General features: G+C 59.7%; 14 protein-coding genes. 13 read left to right on the top strand and 1 reads right to left on the bottom strand.

All coding sequences use genetic code 11. The features are described from left to right. Positions 1-103 precede the first annotated feature (103 nt). From M9827_RS18115 to M9827_RS18070, 10 genes are all read left to right on the top strand, one after another. Complete coding sequence (locus M9827_RS18115; RefSeq protein ID WP_095125255.1) at positions 104-913, top strand: energy transducer TonB; 810 nt, start codon at positions 104-106, stop codon at positions 911-913. Between the two features lie 44 nt (positions 914-957). Next, positions 958-1683: a MotA/TolQ/ExbB proton channel family protein gene (locus tag M9827_RS18110; protein ID WP_250606459.1), complete on the top strand. Its 726-nt coding sequence runs from the start codon at positions 958-960 to the stop codon at positions 1681-1683. Position 1684: 1 nt separating this feature from the next. Beyond that, the gene (locus M9827_RS18105; protein WP_003220570.1) at positions 1685-2086 is read left to right on the top strand and encodes an ExbD/TolR family protein; all 402 of its coding nucleotides are present in this window, start codon (positions 1685-1687) and stop codon (positions 2084-2086) included. Positions 2087-2453: 367 nt separating this feature from the next. Further along, entirely contained in the window at positions 2454-3035 is a 582-nt protein-coding gene (locus tag M9827_RS18100; protein ID WP_100846608.1) for an alpha/beta hydrolase, read from the top strand. Positions 3036-3089: 54 nt separating this feature from the next. Further along, positions 3090-4022 (top strand): sigma 54-interacting transcriptional regulator, encoded by a 933-nt coding sequence (locus tag M9827_RS18095; RefSeq protein WP_250606458.1) that lies wholly within the window; start codon positions 3090-3092, stop codon positions 4020-4022. Positions 4023-4189: 167 nt separating this feature from the next. Then, positions 4190-4987, top strand: coding sequence for a MetQ/NlpA family ABC transporter substrate-binding protein (locus M9827_RS18090; RefSeq protein WP_250606457.1), 798 nt, complete (start codon positions 4190-4192; stop codon positions 4985-4987). Between the two features lie 910 nt (positions 4988-5897). Beyond that, complete coding sequence (locus M9827_RS18085) at positions 5898-6563, top strand: amino acid ABC transporter permease (protein WP_123375646.1); 666 nt, start codon at positions 5898-5900, stop codon at positions 6561-6563. Continuing rightward, positions 6544-7203, top strand: coding sequence for an amino acid ABC transporter permease (locus M9827_RS18080; protein WP_250606456.1), 660 nt, complete (start codon positions 6544-6546; stop codon positions 7201-7203). Before M9827_RS18085 ends, M9827_RS18080 begins: the two co-directional genes overlap by 20 nt. Next, positions 7200-7982, top strand: a complete 783-nt coding sequence (locus M9827_RS18075) for an amino acid ABC transporter ATP-binding protein (RefSeq protein ID WP_250606455.1) — start codon at positions 7200-7202, stop codon at positions 7980-7982. Before M9827_RS18080 ends, M9827_RS18075 begins: the two co-directional genes overlap by 4 nt. Beyond that, the gene (locus M9827_RS18070; RefSeq protein ID WP_250606454.1) at positions 7979-8851 is read left to right on the top strand and encodes a transporter substrate-binding domain-containing protein; all 873 of its coding nucleotides are present in this window, start codon (positions 7979-7981) and stop codon (positions 8849-8851) included. The genes M9827_RS18075 and M9827_RS18070 overlap by 4 nt, the downstream gene beginning before the upstream one ends. Positions 8852-9059: 208 nt before the next feature. Here M9827_RS18070 and M9827_RS18065 read toward each other — a convergent pair whose 3' ends face one another. Beyond that, positions 9060-10256 (bottom strand): AAA family ATPase, encoded by a 1197-nt coding sequence (locus M9827_RS18065; protein WP_250606453.1) that lies wholly within the window; start codon positions 10254-10256, stop codon positions 9060-9062. Between the two features lie 202 nt (positions 10257-10458). Here M9827_RS18065 and M9827_RS18060 point away from each other — a divergent pair, with 202 nt between their 5' ends. The 3 genes from M9827_RS18060 to M9827_RS18050 form a co-directional block, all read left to right on the top strand. After that, positions 10459-11562 (top strand): efflux RND transporter periplasmic adaptor subunit, encoded by a 1104-nt coding sequence (locus M9827_RS18060; RefSeq protein WP_250606452.1) that lies wholly within the window; start codon positions 10459-10461, stop codon positions 11560-11562. After that, the gene (locus M9827_RS18055) at positions 11559-12623 is read left to right on the top strand and encodes an efflux RND transporter periplasmic adaptor subunit (RefSeq protein ID WP_250606451.1); all 1065 of its coding nucleotides are present in this window, start codon (positions 11559-11561) and stop codon (positions 12621-12623) included. Before M9827_RS18060 ends, M9827_RS18055 begins: the two co-directional genes overlap by 4 nt. Continuing rightward, positions 12620-15608 (top strand): efflux RND transporter permease subunit (locus M9827_RS18050; RefSeq protein WP_250606450.1); only part of this gene is annotated, 2989 nt, incomplete at its 3' end. The genes M9827_RS18055 and M9827_RS18050, both read left to right, overlap by 4 nt.

Raw genomic sequence — 15608 nt, 5'->3', positions numbered from 1 at the left:
ATCAAACCCAATGATTCACCTATCGATCAGCCGTGGGGGATTCAACAAACGGTCGATCGGCAGTTTTTGTAGAGAACGCAAAAAGACCGCAGGGAGTGAATCAATGGGCAATGTCCAGACCGCCGCCAGCGCAGAGGAGTTGCTGTGGCGTCAGACGCCGGGTGGCGAATTGGTCGATCTCGGCCGGCCGCATCGTGTGCCGTTGGGACAGCTGCGTTTGCAGCGTGCGCCCAAAGGTATTTTGAGTCGGCGCGAAATCCTTCTGCTCGGCGTGCTCGCATTGGTGGTGCATGGCGCGGTGATCTACTGGATCAGCCAGAAGCCGACGCCAGTGCTGCCGATCGTGCCGCCGGAAATTCCGCCGATGACCATCGAGTTTTCGCGCCCGGCACCGCCAGCCCCACCGGTTGTCGAGCCGCCGCCACCTGCGCCTGTGGTTGAGCCACCGCCGCCGGTAGAAGACGAACTGGCGGTAAAACCACCGCCGCCAAAACCCGTTCCGAAACCCAAACCGGTGATTAAACAAGCCCCCAAGCCAGCGCCGAAAGCCGTCGAGCAACCGCCCGCGCCGCCACAACCGGCAGCCCCGGTTGCAGCGCCAGCGCCACCTGCGCCACCCGCGCCGGCACCGGTAACCCCGGCGTCAGCGAATGCCGCGTACCTGAAAAACCCGGCACCGGAATACCCGTCGCTGGCTCAGCGTCGCGGTTGGGAAGGCACGGTGTTGCTGCGTGTGCATGTGTTGGCCAGCGGCAAGCCGGGTGAGATCCAGATAGCCAAAAGCAGCGGCCGGCAACAGCTCGACGACGCGGCGCTGAACGCCGTCAAACGTTGGAGTTTCGTCCCGGCCAAGCAGGGTGATGTCGCCCAGGACGGCTGGGTCAGCGTGCCCATCGATTTCAAGATTCATTAAACCGAAACCAAATTCGCGCGAAACGTTTACACGAGGAATACATCATGACGTTACTGGCATCTCCACTGGAATCCATCGAAAGCGCGGTGATCTGGCTGCTGGTGGTTTTTTCCGTCGCCACTTGGGGGCTGGCATTGCTCAAGGCTTTGCAGTTCGGACGTCTGAAGGCACAGGATCGGCGCTTTCATAAGCGTTTCTGGGCGGCGTCGAGTCTCGATTCTGCCGCCGAGTTGAGTGAAACCCAGCCTGGCGCTGCAGCGCGGGTGGCACAGGCCGGTTACGCGGCGATTCAGGTGGGCGAGGCGCCACAGGCCAATGATTTGAGCCAGGCGATCAACCATCAGGATCGACTGGAGCGTGCCCTGCGTCAGCAAATTGTCCGCGAACGCCGTTCGCTGGAAACAGGCCTGGCAGTGGTCGCCAGTATTGGCAGCACCTCGCCGTTCATTGGTTTGTTCGGCACGGTGTGGGGAATCATGGAAGCGTTGAAAGGCATCAGCGCCGCAGGTTCGGCGAGCCTGGAAACGGTCGCCGGGCCAATCGGTGCGGCACTGGTCGCCACGGGTGTGGGGATCGCCGTCGCGGTGCCGGCAGTGCTGGTTTACAACTATTTTTTGCGCCGGTTGAAACTGACGGCAGCGGATCTGGATGACTTCGCCCACGACTTCTACAGCCTGGCGCAGAAGAGTGCGTTCCGCGTGTTGATCCACCCGACGGCGCACAAGGTCGCAGTGCCGGGCAACGCAGCAAAAGTGAAGGAGGCGTCCTGATATGGCCTTCTCCACGCAGGACAGTGATGAGGTACTCAGCGAGATCAACGTGACGCCGCTGGTGGACGTGATGCTGGTGCTGCTGGTGGTTTTTATCGTTACCGCACCGCTGCTGACCAACGCGATCCCGATCAATCTGCCGAAGACCGAAGCCGTGGCGCCGGTCGAGCAGAAGGACCCGCTGGTGGTGAGCATCGATGGTGCCGGCAAGCTGTTTATCAACAAGGACGAGATTCAGCCGGACTTGCTGGAATTCAACCTCAAGTCGGCCAAGGCCAAAGACCCGGAAGTGCGCGTGCAGTTGCAGGCCGATGACGGGGTGAACTACGGCGAAGTGGCGCGCGCCATGGCTTCGATTGAACGGGCGGGGATTACCAAGTTGTCGGTGATTACTGCGCGCTGACAGATACAACGTTTTTCCGGGGCCGTCTCCTTGGCAGGGTGCGGCCCTTTTTTTATTTCTGGCATATGGAAAAGCCCCTCACCCTAACCCTCTCCCGGAGGGAGAGGGAACTGACCGAGGTGATTGTTTGAGGTACGCCGACCTGATATTTCGAGAAGAACTCAAGATTTGAACGGCATGAAGATCGGCTCCCTTCCCCCCTCGCCCCCATGGGGGAGAGGGCTGGGGTTGAGGGGGAAAAGATTTCCAGCCATGCACAAATCTCATATTCATTTCAGATCTTAATAAATAGCTTCTTATTCCTTAGCGAATATAAATCCCCTCCCTATACTCGTTCAGGAACAGACACGACGCAGGAGAGCTCCCCATGCGCAACGAATCAATCCGCTACCTGATTGTGCCGGGCTGGCAAGGATCGCCAGAAGATCATTGGCAAACCCATTGGCAGAACAGCCTGCCGAACAGCGCGCGGGTCGAGCAGGCCGATTGGCTGACGCCGCGTCGTGAAGACTGGGTCGCGGCGCTGGCCGAGGCGATCGCCGCCGACAGCACGCCGGTCATCCTTATCGCCCATAGCCTGGGCTGCATCACTGTGGCCCATTGGGCAGCCACGGCGCCGCTGCAATACCTGCGTCAGGTCCGCGGGGCCTTGCTGGTCGCACCAGCGGATGTCGAGCGTCCGGCCTGCGCGCCGGCGCTGCGCAATTTCGCGCCGATCCCGAGCGATCTGCTGCCGTTCCCGAGCCAGGTCGTCAGCTCCGACAACGACGCCGCCGTGAGTGCGCCGCGAGCGCTTGAGCTGGCGCGTAACTGGGGCGCCGAGGCGGGGATTCTCGCCGGTGCCGGACACATCAACGTCAAGTCCGGGCATCAGCGTTGGGAGCAGGGTTTTGCTTATCTCTATCGCCTGCAAAACCGCATGGAACACCACGCCCGCCGTCGCGCCTGATTTTTATTTCTTTCAACGCCCCCGTCTGCCGGCGGTTTTGGGCGGGAGTCTGCCATGAGTTTCGAAACCTTCGGTCAGCCGTTGCTGACCTTTCCCGATGCGGAAAAAAGCCCCCTGAGTATTCGCGCCAAGGCGCTGGTGTTCGTCGATCCGCGCTCGCGTCAGTTGCGCGAAGAACTGGAGCAACTGGCGCCGCGTTCGATTTCAGTATTGATTCGCGGCGAGACCGGTACGGGTAAAGAATTGCTCGCCCGGCACATCCATCGCGCCAGTGACCGCAGCGGTCTGTTCGTTTCGGTCAATTGCGGAGCGATCAGCCCGACCTACGCCGATGCCGAGTTGTTCGGCTACGCTGCCGGCAGTTACAGCGGCTCGGCCAGCAGCCGTGCAGGCTGGTTCGGTTCGGCCAATGGCGGCACCTTGTATCTGGATGAAATCGGCGATCTGCCGCTGCCGATTCAAATCAAATTGCTCGCGGCATTGGAGAATCACGAAGTCACCCGTGTCGGTGCGCCTCAGCCAAGTCCCGTGGATGTGCGCCTGGTCGCGGCCACCAGCATTGATCTGGCGCAAGCGGTGGACGCCGGGAAATTCCACGAGCGGCTTTATCACTATCTCAGCGAAGGCCATCTCGAGTTGCCGGCGTTACGCGCGCGCACCGGCGATATCCTGTCGCTGGCCGAGTACTTTTTAGGCATCTACAGCCAGCGCCTTGATCTCCCTGTGCCGCTGATTAGCGAAGCGGCGCAGCATGTGCTCGAACAACACAGTTGGCCGGGCAATACCCGTGAGCTGGAAAACGTCATTCATTTCGCGTTGCTGGTGAGCACGGGCGACGAGATTCTGCCGGAGCACTTGAACCTCCCCGAGGCGTCTGGGCCGCAGCTTCAGATCGAACGGCTGGTGGCACAAATCAACATCGGCGGTAGCGTCGCTGAGCGTAAGGCATTGAAAGATTTGCTGATTCGTTTGAGTGAGGGCTTGTAACCGTTTTGTTCAACATGAACAAAATGGAATATGAAGCTGAATAAACGTTATTGTCCGGTAATAAAAAATCCCGGTATTGTCCGACCCACGCCAGCGATGTCACTTCACTGGCACACGTATTAAATGCCGTCGTCGATGACGACCGTGATTTTCGATAAGGACACTGCATGAAAAAGGTTCTGTTGTTTACCGCATTGGCGGCTGCTCTGACTGCGTCCCTGGCCAATGCCGGCGAGAAACTGGTGGTTGCCGCGACGCCGGTACCACACGCTGAAATTCTCGAGCTGATCAAACCGACCCTGGCCAAAGAAGGCGTGGATCTGGAAATCAAAGTCTTCACCGACTACGTTCAGCCGAACGTACAAGTGGGCGAGAAGCGTCTGGACGCCAACTACTTTCAGACCAAGCCTTACCTGGACAGCTTCAACGCCGGTAAGTACAAGGACGACAAGGCCAAGTACCTGGTGACCGTGCAGGGCGTGCACGTTGAACCGTTCGGTGGCTACTCGAGCAAGTACAAGACCCTGGCTGAACTGCCGGACGGCGCCACCATTGCTATCCCGAACGAAGGCAGCAACAGCGGCCGCGCACTGATCCTGCTGCAGAAGGCTGGCCTGATCGAGCTGAAAGACCCGAAAAACGCCGTGGCAACGCCGAAAGATATCGCCAAGAACCCGCACAACTTCAAGTTCAAGGAACTGGAATCGGCCCTGCTGCCACGCGTTCTGAAGGAAGTTGATCTGGACATGATCAACACCAACTACGCGCTGGAAGCCAAGTTGAATCCGCAGAAAGATGCGCTGGTGATCGAAGGTTCTGACTCGCCGTACGTGAACTTCCTGGTGGCCCGTGAGGACAACAAGAACAGCGACGCGATCCAGAAACTGGCCAAAGCCCTGACCAGCCCGGAAGTCAAAGCGTTCATTGAGAAGAAGTACAACGGCGCAGTACTGCCGGCGTTCTGATCTGACGCTTGAGTGAATCCCTTCAAGGTATGAAAACGCCGATGGCCAGTGATGGTCATCGGCGTTTTTGTGTGTGCGTTGAAAAGCCCCTCACCCTAACCCTCTCCCAGAGGGAGAGGGAACTGATTGGGGGATGCTGTGGAAGTACGCCGACGTGAAAGATCTTAGCTGAATCCATAATCGACTCGATCTCTCAGGTCGATGTCAAACGCCATACGACTCGGTCGGCTCCCTATCCCTCAGGGAGAGGGGGAACTGATTGGGGGATGCTGTGGAAGTACGCCGACGTGAAAGATCTTAGCTGAATCCATAATCGACTCGATCTCTCAGGTCGATGTCAAACGCCATACGACTCGGTCGGCTCCCTATCCCTCAGGGAGAGGGGGGCTGATTGGGGGATGCTGTGGAAGTACGCCGACGTGAAAGATCTTTAGCTGAATCCATAATCGACTCGATCTTTCAGGTCGATGTTAATCGCCAGACACTTCGGTCGGCTCCCTCTCCCTCCGGGAGAGGGTTGGGGTGAGGGGCTTTTGATTTACGCTGTGGCCTTCAACGCTCGGCGCAACGCCACCAACAATTTCACAATCTCCTGCGGATCCAGTCGCTGCGGCACTTTTACGTCCATGTTCTCTTCCTTGTTATGTAATTGGCCGGGGGAGTCTGGCCAAAAGCTGTTCGTCCTTGGAGGGCTTTCATGAAAAAAAGATCCTTCCTACAGCGCAAAGGAAAATAGCCTTCTTATTCCTTCCCGGCAAACCCACAAGATAGTTTTTTGGGTGATATCAATATGCTTTAACGGTATTTAAATTCTTTTTTTTATACCTATAAAGTCGGTGTCTGCCGGACAGCCACCCGCTGTCCATGGACTGCACCACCGTCGCTTACCGAGCGGCGTTCAGGACGTTTCATGACCTTCGATTACGCATTTATCCTCAGTACCCTGCCGGCGTTTCTCAAAGCCGTGGGCGTGACGTTGCAGGTCGGGTTTATTGCCATTGGTACTTCGCTGCTGGTGGCGCTGCTCAACGCGACGATTCTGGTGTTCCGCACGCCGTACCTGCAAAAACTGGTCGGCCTGTATGTGGAACTGGCGCGCAACACGCCGCTGCTGATCCAGTTGTTTTTCGTCTACTTCGCCTTGCCGGCGCTGGGCATCAAGGTCTCCGGTTTCACTGCCGCGATCATCACCATGACCTTTCTCGGCGGCGCTTACCTCACCGAAGTGTTGCGTGCGGGTGTCGATGCGGTGCCGCAGGCGCAACTGGAGTCGGGGCGTTCGATTGGCCTGTCCCATGGTCAGTTGCTGCGCTACGTGATCCTGCCGCAAGCGGGGATTCTCAGCCTGCCGTCGCTGTTCGCCAATTTCATTTTCCTGCTCAAGGAAACCACCGTGGTTTCGGCGGTGGCCGTGCCGGAAATTCTCTACACCACCAAAAGCTACATCGCGCTCTACTACAAAACCTACGAAATGCTCGCCGTGCTGACGCTGATCTGCGTGCTGCTGTTCTTGCCGCTGTCGTTGCTGCTCAGCCGCCTGGAAAGGAGGCTCCAGCATGGCCAGTTCGGGTCTTGAACTGCTCTGGGTGTCGTTGCCGCAATTGGCCAAAGGTGCCGGGCAAACCCTGTCGATCTCGTTTCTGAGCATCGCCATCAGCACCGTTGGCGGCGTGCTCTACGGCGTGCTGCGCACGCTCAACGTGACCTGGCTGAACGCGCTCCTGCGGGCCTATCTGGAGTTGTTCCGGGCGATTCCGGTGCTGGTCTGGTTGTACCTGCTGTTCTTCGGCTTACCGATCTTTTTTGGCCTGAGCCTGCCGAGTTTCTGGTGCGCGGTGCTGGTGCTGTCGCTGTGGGGCGCCAGCGAGGTGGGTGAAGTGGCGCGCGGTGCGTTGCATTCGTTGCCACGCGGGCAGCGCGAAGCAGGGCTTTCGATTGGTTTGAACACCGCGCAACTCTACGGCTACGTGTTGCTGCCGCAAGCGCTGAAACGCATGACGCCGCCGACCATCAACGTCTACACGCGAATCATCAAGACCAGCTCGCTGGCGGTGCTCATCGGTGTGGTCGACGTGATCAAAGTCGGCCAGCAGATCATCGAACGCACCTACGAATCGGTGCTGATCTACGGCGCGCTGTTCCTGTTTTTCTTTTTCATCTGCTACCCGCTCTCGGCCGCTTCGCGCGTGCTGGAGCGGCGCTGGACGCAAGCATGAGCGCATTGATCGAGTTTCACGGTTTCAACAAATTCTACGGCGAGCAACAGGTGCTCAACGGCATCGACCTGCAGGTGCAGAGCGGCGAAGTGATCGTCATCCTCGGCCCCAGCGGCTGCGGCAAAAGCACCTTGCTGCGTTGCCTCAATGGCCTGGAAGAGGCCCACAGCGGCAGCCTGAAATTTGTCGGCCGCGAACTGCTGGACAAGGCCACCGACTGGCGCGAGATCCGCCAGCAGATCGGCATGGTGTTCCAGAGTTATCACCTGTTCCCGCACATGAGCGTGCTCGACAACTTGTTGCTTGGCCCGCTCAAGGTGCAGAAGCGTCAACGCCGCGAAGCGCAGCAACAAGCTGAAGCCTTGCTCGAACGCGTGGGGCTGGCGGACAAGCGCGATGCTTTCCCGCGTCAGCTCTCCGGCGGCCAGCAGCAACGCATCGCCATCGTTCGTTCGTTGTGTATGAACCCGCGCGTGATGCTCTTCGACGAAGTTACCGCAGCCCTTGATCCGGAAATGGTCAAGGAAGTTTTGCAGGTCATTCAGGGCCTGGCCCGCGAAGGCATGACCCTGTTGATCGTCACCCATGAAATGGCCTTCGCCCGCGCGGTGGCCGACCGCATTGTGTTCATGGATGCCGGGCGCATCCTTGAACAGAACCCGCCCGAGATTTTCTTTACGAACCCGCAAACCGCACGCGCGCAGCAGTTTCTGGAGAAGTTCTCCTTCGTGGCAACACTGCCCAAAACGAATCCGACAAAGGAACTGGAACTGTTATGAAAACTGCCGCTTTTTTACTGCCTCTGCTCAGCCTTGCCTTGCTTGCCGGTTGCAGCAAAACCGAAGAACCGCCGAAGCCGAAAGTCGCCAGCGAAAGCACCGCGCCGGCCGGTTATCTGGACAAGATCAAGGCCCGCGACAAATTGATCGTCGGCGTCTTTACCGATAAACCGCCCTTCGGATTTGTCGATCAGGCCGGGCGTTACGTTGGCTTCGATACCGACATCGGCCGCCGTTTCGCCAAGGATCTGCTCGGCGATGAAAACAAGGTCGAGTTCGTCGCTGTTGAACCGGCGAGCCGTATTCCATTTCTGCAAAGCGACAAGGTCGACCTGATCCTCGCCAACATGACCGTGACCCCGGAGCGCAAGGAAGCGGTGGAGTTCACCAATCCGAATCTCAAGGTCGCGGTGCAGGCGCTGGTGCCGCAAAGCAGCGCGGTGAAAAACCTTGATGACCTGGCGACCCGCACCACCATCGTCACTACGGGCACCACCGCCGATATCTGGCTGACCAAGAATCACCCGGACTGGAAACTGCTCAAGTTCGAGAAGAACTCCGAGTCGCTGCAAGCCCTGGCCAATGGTCGTGGCGATGCCTATGCGCAGGACAATCTGGTGCTGTTCAGCTGGGCCAAGCAGAACCCGGGCTATCGCGTGCTGGATGAAAAACTCGGTGCCGAAGCGCCGATTGCGCCGGCGGTGAAGAAGGGCAATATCGAGCTGCGTGACTGGGTGAATAGCGAGCTGACCAAGCTGGGTGAGGAGAAGTATTTGCTCAAGCTGTACGACCAATATGTGCGTAAAGAGCTGAGCGATGACACCAAGCCTGAGAGCGTGATTGTCGAGGGTGGCAAGTGGCAGGGGTGATTGCCTGTTGAATCGGTGGTGAGGCCTGCCCCTCACCCCAGCCCTCTCCGGAGGGAGAGAGAGCCGACCGAGTTGTTTTGCATTGGACATCGACCTGACAAACCGAGTCGGTTATGGATTCACAGAAGCATTTTCAGGTCGGCGTTATTCACCAGCATCCCCCAATCAGTCCCCTCTCCCTCTGGGAGAGGGTTAGGGTGAGGGGCTTTTAATCCGGCCAGTTCCAAGCCGGCTCATCCAGCACCCGCTGCCCGACCATCCCGGTCTGCCCCAGGGTTTTCTCCAGCACAATGCAGTTGCACTCCGGGTCTTGCTGCAACGCCGAAATCAACCGCCGCGCATGGGACACCACCCACACCTGACACTGCTCTGAGGCACGGATAATCAACCGCGCCAACGCCGGCAACAGATCGGGGTGCAGGCTGGTTTCAGGTTCGTTCAGCACCATCAGCGACGGCGGCCTTGGCGTCAGTAGCGCCGCAACCAACAGCAGATAACGCAACGTCCCGTCTGACAGCTCCGCCACCGACAATGGACGCAGTAAACCTTCCTGATAGAACTCGATGGCAAACCTCCCACCGGCCTGCGCTTCGATATGCACCCGTGCGCCAGGAAACGCATCGGTAATCGCCGCCCGCAGGGCATCGCCATCACCGATTTCGATGATGGTCTGCAACGCCGCCGCCAGATCTCGGCCGTCGTGATGCAGCACCGGCGTGCGTGTGCCCAATTGTGGCTGACGCACCGGCGCATCGGCATCGCTGCGAAAGTGATCATAAAAGCGCCAGCGGCGAATGAACTCGCGCATCTGGAATACTTCCGGCGAGCTGCGCAGGCTACCGACCTGATCAAACAGACTGTCGAAATTCGGTGTGTGCTGCGCCAGCACATCCCATTTGCGCTCGGCGCGTGCGCGGATCATCGGGCCGTCGCGATCCACCAGCAGGCTGGCGGGGCGGTAGAGCGCGCCGGCCCAGATGCACTCGCGCTTGATCTGCGGATCGAGACTGAATCGCGAGGGAATGGGGTGCGAATGCTCGGGCAGCATGAAGTGACCGTTGGAGTCGGGCAGCCCCAGGCTGATCGAGTAACTGAAATCTTCCCCGGCGAACCCCAGGCGCAGACGCTTCACGCTTTGGCGAACCGTCGACTGGATCGGCACTTCACCATTGCGCATGCGCCGGCTGATGGTTTCCGGCCCGGCCCAGAACGTCGAATCCAGCCCACCCTCACGGGCCAGCGCATTGACCACGCCGCCCTGAGCGGTTTCGGCAAGCAGGCGCAAGGCCCGGTAGAGGTTGGACTTGCCGCTGCCGTTGGGGCCGGTGATCAGGTTCAGCCGGCCGAGCGGAATCACCAGTTTGTTGATCGAGCGGTAATTGGCCACCGCGAGAGTATTGAGCATGGAATTCCTTCTCTTGAGGCGCCTGATTGTAGGAGCTGCCGCAGGCTGCGATCTTTTGATGTTGTTTTTAAAAGATTAAAAGATCGCAGCCTGCGGCAGCTCCTACAGGGAAATATGGGGATCGAACGGGCGAACGTTGAACCCTGTTCTAAGCTCACAGTCGTATCGTCACTTGCACGTTCGTACACAGGAAGGAGTCTGCATGGCGAGTCCCGGATTGAAAACAGCGGTCATGCTGAGTCTGTTCACCCTGCTGACCGCCTGCGGCGAGAAAAAGGCCCCTGAGGAATACCTGCCCAGGGTCTTTGTACAGGAAGTCAAACCCACGGATTACGCGGCTTCGGTGACGTTGACCGGTGACGTGCAGGCGCGCGTGCAGACCGAATTGTCGTTCCGTGTTGGCGGCAAGATCATCCAGCGCATGGTCGACGTAGGCGACCGGGTCACCGCCAAACAGGTGCTGGCCAAACTTGATCCCAAGGATTTGCAGACCAACGTCGATTCGGCCCAGGCCCAGGTCGTCGCTGAGCAAGCCCGGGTGAAACAGAGCGCTGCAGCGTTCGTGCGCCAGCAAAAACTCTTGCCCAAGGGTTACACCAGCCAGAGCGAATACGATTCCGCCCAAGCCGCGTTGCGCAGCAGTCAGAGCGCCTTGAGCGCGGCGCAGGCGCAATTGGCCAACGCTAAGGATCAGCTCAGCTACACCGCGCTGATCGCTGATGCGCCGGGCGTGATTACCGAGCGTCAGGCCGAAGTCGGCCAGGTCGTGCAGGCCACTGCGCCGATTTTCAGCCTGGCCCGCGATGGCGATCGCGACGCGGTGTTCAACGTTTATGAATCACTGCTGGCCGAGCGGCCAGCGGACAACAAGATCACCGTCAGCCTGCTCGACAATCCCGAAATCAAAACCACCGGCACCGTGCGCGAAGTCACCCCGGCGGTGTCGGCGCAGTCCGGCACCGTACAAGTCAAAGTCACCCTCGACAAACTGCCGCCGGGCATGCAGCTCGGTTCAGTGGTCAGTGCCACGGCCAAAGGCTCGGGTCAGTCGGCGGTTGAACTGCCGTGGTCGGCGCTGACCAAAAACGTCAGCGACCCGGCGGTGTGGATGGTCGACGACAAGGGCGAGGCGCAACTGCATACGGTCACGGTCGGCCGTTACCTGACCGGCAAAGTCATCATCAGCGAAGGCCTCAAGGGTGGCGAAAAAGTCATCGTCGCCGGTGGGCAATTGCTGCACCCGGGGATGAAAGTCGAGATCGCCGAAAACACCTACAAGGATCTGCAACCGGGAGCACAGCCATGAAGCGTCTGTGGCTGTTACCCATGGCTGTGTTGTTGGCCGCCTGCTCAAAGAAAGAACCTCCGCCGGAGCCGGTGCGCCCGGTGCTGTCGGTCAAGGTTGAGGCCTTGAGTGAAGAAAATCTCGGGCGCTTTGCCGGCAGTATTCAGGCGCGCTACGAGAGCAACACCGGTTTTCGCGTCGGTGGCCGTATAGCCAGCCGTAACGTCGATGTCGGCGCCGAAGTGGAGAAGGGCACGCTGCTTGCCACCCTCGACCCGTCCGATCAGCAAAACCAGTTGCGCTCGGCTCAGGGCGATCTGGCGAAAGTCCAGGCGCAGCTGATCAACGCCCAGGCCAACGCGCGCCGTCAGCAGGCGCTGTTCGATCGCGGCGTCGGTGCGCAGGCACAACTGGACATTGCCACGACCGATCTGAAAACCACCCAGGCCTCGCTGGATCAGGCGCGCGCGGCGGTCAATCAGAGCAAGGACCAGCTCGGCTACACCGAATTGCGCTCTGACCACCGCGCCGTGGTCACCGCGTGGAACGCCGAGGCCGGGCAGGTCGTCACCGCCGGCCAGCAAGTGGTGACCCTGGCGCAACCGGACATCAAGGAAGCGGTGATCGATCTGCCGGACACCCTGGTCGACCAGATTCCCAGCGACGTGGTGTTTGCCGTGGCTGCGCAACTCGACCCGAGTATCAACACCACCGCGGTCATCCGCGAGATCGAGCCGCAGGCGCAAAGCGCTACGCGCACGCGGCGCGCGCGCCTGACCCTGGCCGACACGCCGGACGGCTTCCGCCTCGGCACGGCGATCAGCGTGACCTTGAGTTCGGCGATCAAACCACGCATCGAGTTGCCCGTCACCGCGCTGCAGGAGGTCGACGGCAAATCGCGGATCTGGGTAATCGATACGCAAAACAAAACCGTCAGCCCGCGCGACATCACGGTGGTCAGTCGCAGCGACAGCAGCGTGGTGCTGGCGGGCGGCGTGAAGAACGGCGAGCGCGTGGTCAGCGCCGGCGTCAACAGTCTCAATCCCGGGCAATCGGTAAAACTTGACGAGGACAGTCAATGAAAGGCTCTTTCAACCTCTCCGAATGGGCCCTCAAGCATCAGTCATTCGTCTGGTACCTGATGTTCGTCGCGTTGCTGATGGGCGTGTTCTCGTACTTCAATCTGGGACGCGAAGAAGACCCGTCCTTCACCATCAAGACCATGGTGATCCAGACCAAATGGCCGGGCGCGACCCAGGAGGAAACCCTCAAGCAGGTCACCGACCGCATCGAGAAAAAACTCGAAGAACTCGACTCCCTCGATTACGTGAAGAGCTACACGCGCCCGGGTGAATCGACGGTCTACGTGTACCTGCGCGACACCACCAGTGCCAAGGACATCCCGCAAATCTGGTACCAGGTGCGCAAGAAGATCGATGACATTCGCGGGCAGTTTCCCCAGGGGATTCAGGGGCCGGGATTCAACGACGAATTCGGGGATGTGTTCGGTTCGGTGTATGCGTTCACCGCTGACGGCCTGACCATGCGCCAGTTGCGCGACTACGTCGAGCAGGCCCGCGCCGAGATCCGCAACGTGCCGGGGCTGGGCAAGATCGAAATGGTCGGCCAGCAGGACGAAGTGATTTACCTCAACTTCTCCACGCGCAAACTCGCTGCACTGGGCATCGATCAACGTCAGGTTGTGCAGAGCCTGCAATCGCAAAACGCCGTGACCCCGGCGGGTGTGATCGAAGCAGGTCCCGAACGGATTTCCGTGCGCACCTCGGGGCAGTTCGCTTCGGAGAAGGATCTGGCCGAGGTCAATCTCAAGCTCAATGACCGTTTCTATCGTCTGGCCGACATTGCCGACATCAGCCGTGGTTACGTCGACCCGGCCACCCCGGAGTTCCGCTTCGACGGCAAACCGGCCATCGGTCTGGCCATTGCCATGCAGAAGGGCGGCAACGTTCAGGAGTTCGGCAAGGCGCTGCACACACGCATCGATGAGCTGACGGCGGACTTGCCAGTGGGCGTTGGCGTGCACACCGTTTCCGATCAGGCTGTGGTGGTGGAAGAGGCTGTCGGCGGCTTTACCAGCGCGCTGTTCGAGGCGGTGATCATCGTGCTGGTGGTGAGCTTTATCAGTCTCGGCGTGCGTGCCGGTCTGGTGGTGGCGTGCTCGATCCCGTTGGTGCTGGCGATGGTGTTTGTATTCATGGAATACAGCGGCATCACCATGCAGCGGATTTCCCTCGGTGCACTGATTATCGCCCTCGGCCTGCTGGTGGACGACGCGATGATCACCGTGGAAATGATGGTCACGCGCCTGGAAATGGGCGAGACCCGTGAGCAGGCGGCGACGTTTGCTTACACCTCGACGGCGTTCCCGATGCTCACGGGAACACTGGTGACAGTGGCCGGTTTCGTGCCGATTGGCCTCAATGCCAGCTCCGCCGGTGAGTACACCTTCACCCTGTTCGCGGTGATCGCCGTGGCGATGCTGGTGTCGTGGGTGGTGGCGGTATTCTTCGCCCCGGTGATTGGCGTGCACATTCTCAGTGCCAACGTAAAACCCCATGAGGCCGAGCCGGGCCGCATCGGTCGCGCGTTCAATGGTGGCCTGTTGTGGGCCATGCGCAATCGCTGGTGGGCGATCGGCATTACCGTGCTGCTGTTTGCCCTGTCGATTTTCTGCATGCGCTTTGTGCAGAACCAGTTCTTCCCGGCATCGGACCGCCCGGAAATTCTGGTCGACCTGAACCTGCCGCAAAATGCCTCGATCGACGAAACCCGCAAAGCTGTCGACAAGCTCGAAGCGACGCTCAAGGGTGATCCGGACATCGTGCGCTGGAGCACTTACATCGGTCAGGGCGCGATCCGTTTCTACCTGCCTCTCGACCAACAATTGCAAAACCCGTACTACGCGCAACTGGTGATCGTCAGCAAGGATTTCGAGGCCCGTGAGGCGTTGAGCCAACGCCTGCGCGAACGCTTGCACAAAGACTTCGTCGGCATCGGCAGTTACGTCCAGGCGCTGGAAATGGGCCCGCCGGTGGGACGTCCGATTCAGTACCGGATCAGTGGCAAGGACATCGACCAGGTGCGCAAGCACGCCATCGACCTGGCCACCGAACTGGACAAGAACTCGCACATCGGCGAGATCATTTACGACTGGAACGAGCCGGGCAAAGTCCTGCGTATCGATATCGCCCAGGACAAGGCGCGCCAGCTCGGGCTGTCGTCCGAAGACGTGGCGAAGCTGATGAACAGCATTGTCAGCGGTTCGCCGTTGACTCAGGTCGATGACGATATCTACCTGATCAATGTGGTCGGGCGTGCGGTGGATTCCGAGCGTGGCACCCCGGAAACCCTGCAAAACCTGCAGATCGTCACCCCGAGCGGCACGTCGATTCCGCTGCTGGCGTTCGCCACCGTGCGCTATGAACTGGAGCAGCCGCTGGTGTGGCGTCGCGACCGTTTGCCGACCATCACCATCAAGGCCTCGGTACGCGACGAGATCCAGCCGACCGACCTGGTGAAAATCCTCAAGCCATCGATTGATGCCTTCGCCGAGAAACTGCCGGTCGGCTACAAAGTCGCCACCGGCGGTACGGTCGAGGAGAGCGGCAAGGCCCAGGGGCCGATTGCCAAGGTCTTGCCGTTGATGCTGTTTTTGATGGCGACTTTCCTGATGATCCAGTTGCACAGCGTGCAGAAGATGTTCCTCGTCGCGAGTGTCGCGCCGCTGGGGCTGATCGGTGTGGTGCTGGCGCTGGTGCCGACCGGTACGCCGATGGGCTTCGTGGCGATTCTGGGGATTCTGGCGCTGATCGGCATCATCATCCGTAACTCGGTGATTTTGGTGACGCAGATCGATGAGTTCGAGCAGAAAGGCTATGCGCCCTGGGATGCGGTGGTGGAAGCGACCGAACACCGGCGCCGGCCGATCCTGCTGACCGCCGCCGCGGCGAGCATGGGCATGATCCCGATTGCCCGGGAAGTGTTCTGGGGGCCGATGGCTTACGCAATGATTGGCGGGATTGTGGTGGCGACGTTGCTGACGCTGC

Source organism: Pseudomonas sp. AKS31 (genome assembly GCF_023634765.1).
Lineage (GTDB): Bacteria > Pseudomonadota > Gammaproteobacteria > Pseudomonadales > Pseudomonadaceae > Aquipseudomonas.
The sequence above is the reverse complement of the archived record's forward strand: the minus strand, read 5'-3'. Positions and strand labels throughout refer to the sequence as shown.

Excerpts from the sequence above, each read along its gene's own strand:
- M9827_RS18060 (WP_250606452.1), top strand. The coding sequence starts at position 10,459 with ATGGCGAGTCCCGGATTGAAAACAGCGGTCATGCTGAGTCTGTTCACC.
- M9827_RS18075 (WP_250606455.1), top strand. The coding sequence starts at position 7,200 with ATGAGCGCATTGATCGAGTTTCACGGTTTCAACAAATTCTACGGCGAG.
- M9827_RS18085 (WP_123375646.1), top strand. The coding sequence starts at position 5,898 with ATGACCTTCGATTACGCATTTATCCTCAGTACCCTGCCGGCGTTTCTC.
- M9827_RS18100 (WP_100846608.1), top strand. The coding sequence starts at position 2,454 with ATGCGCAACGAATCAATCCGCTACCTGATTGTGCCGGGCTGGCAAGGA.
- M9827_RS18065 (WP_250606453.1), bottom strand. The coding sequence starts at position 10,256 with ATGCTCAATACTCTCGCGGTGGCCAATTACCGCTCGATCAACAAACTG.
- M9827_RS18090 (WP_250606457.1), top strand. The coding sequence starts at position 4,190 with ATGAAAAAGGTTCTGTTGTTTACCGCATTGGCGGCTGCTCTGACTGCG.
- M9827_RS18115 (WP_095125255.1), top strand. The coding sequence starts at position 104 with ATGGGCAATGTCCAGACCGCCGCCAGCGCAGAGGAGTTGCTGTGGCGT.
- M9827_RS18080 (WP_250606456.1), top strand. The coding sequence starts at position 6,544 with ATGGCCAGTTCGGGTCTTGAACTGCTCTGGGTGTCGTTGCCGCAATTG.
- M9827_RS18055 (WP_250606451.1), top strand. The coding sequence starts at position 11,559 with ATGAAGCGTCTGTGGCTGTTACCCATGGCTGTGTTGTTGGCCGCCTGC.
- M9827_RS18110 (WP_250606459.1), top strand. The coding sequence starts at position 958 with ATGACGTTACTGGCATCTCCACTGGAATCCATCGAAAGCGCGGTGATC.
- M9827_RS18070 (WP_250606454.1), top strand. The coding sequence starts at position 7,979 with ATGAAAACTGCCGCTTTTTTACTGCCTCTGCTCAGCCTTGCCTTGCTT.
- M9827_RS18105 (WP_003220570.1), top strand. The coding sequence starts at position 1,685 with ATGGCCTTCTCCACGCAGGACAGTGATGAGGTACTCAGCGAGATCAAC.
- M9827_RS18095 (WP_250606458.1), top strand. The coding sequence starts at position 3,090 with ATGAGTTTCGAAACCTTCGGTCAGCCGTTGCTGACCTTTCCCGATGCG.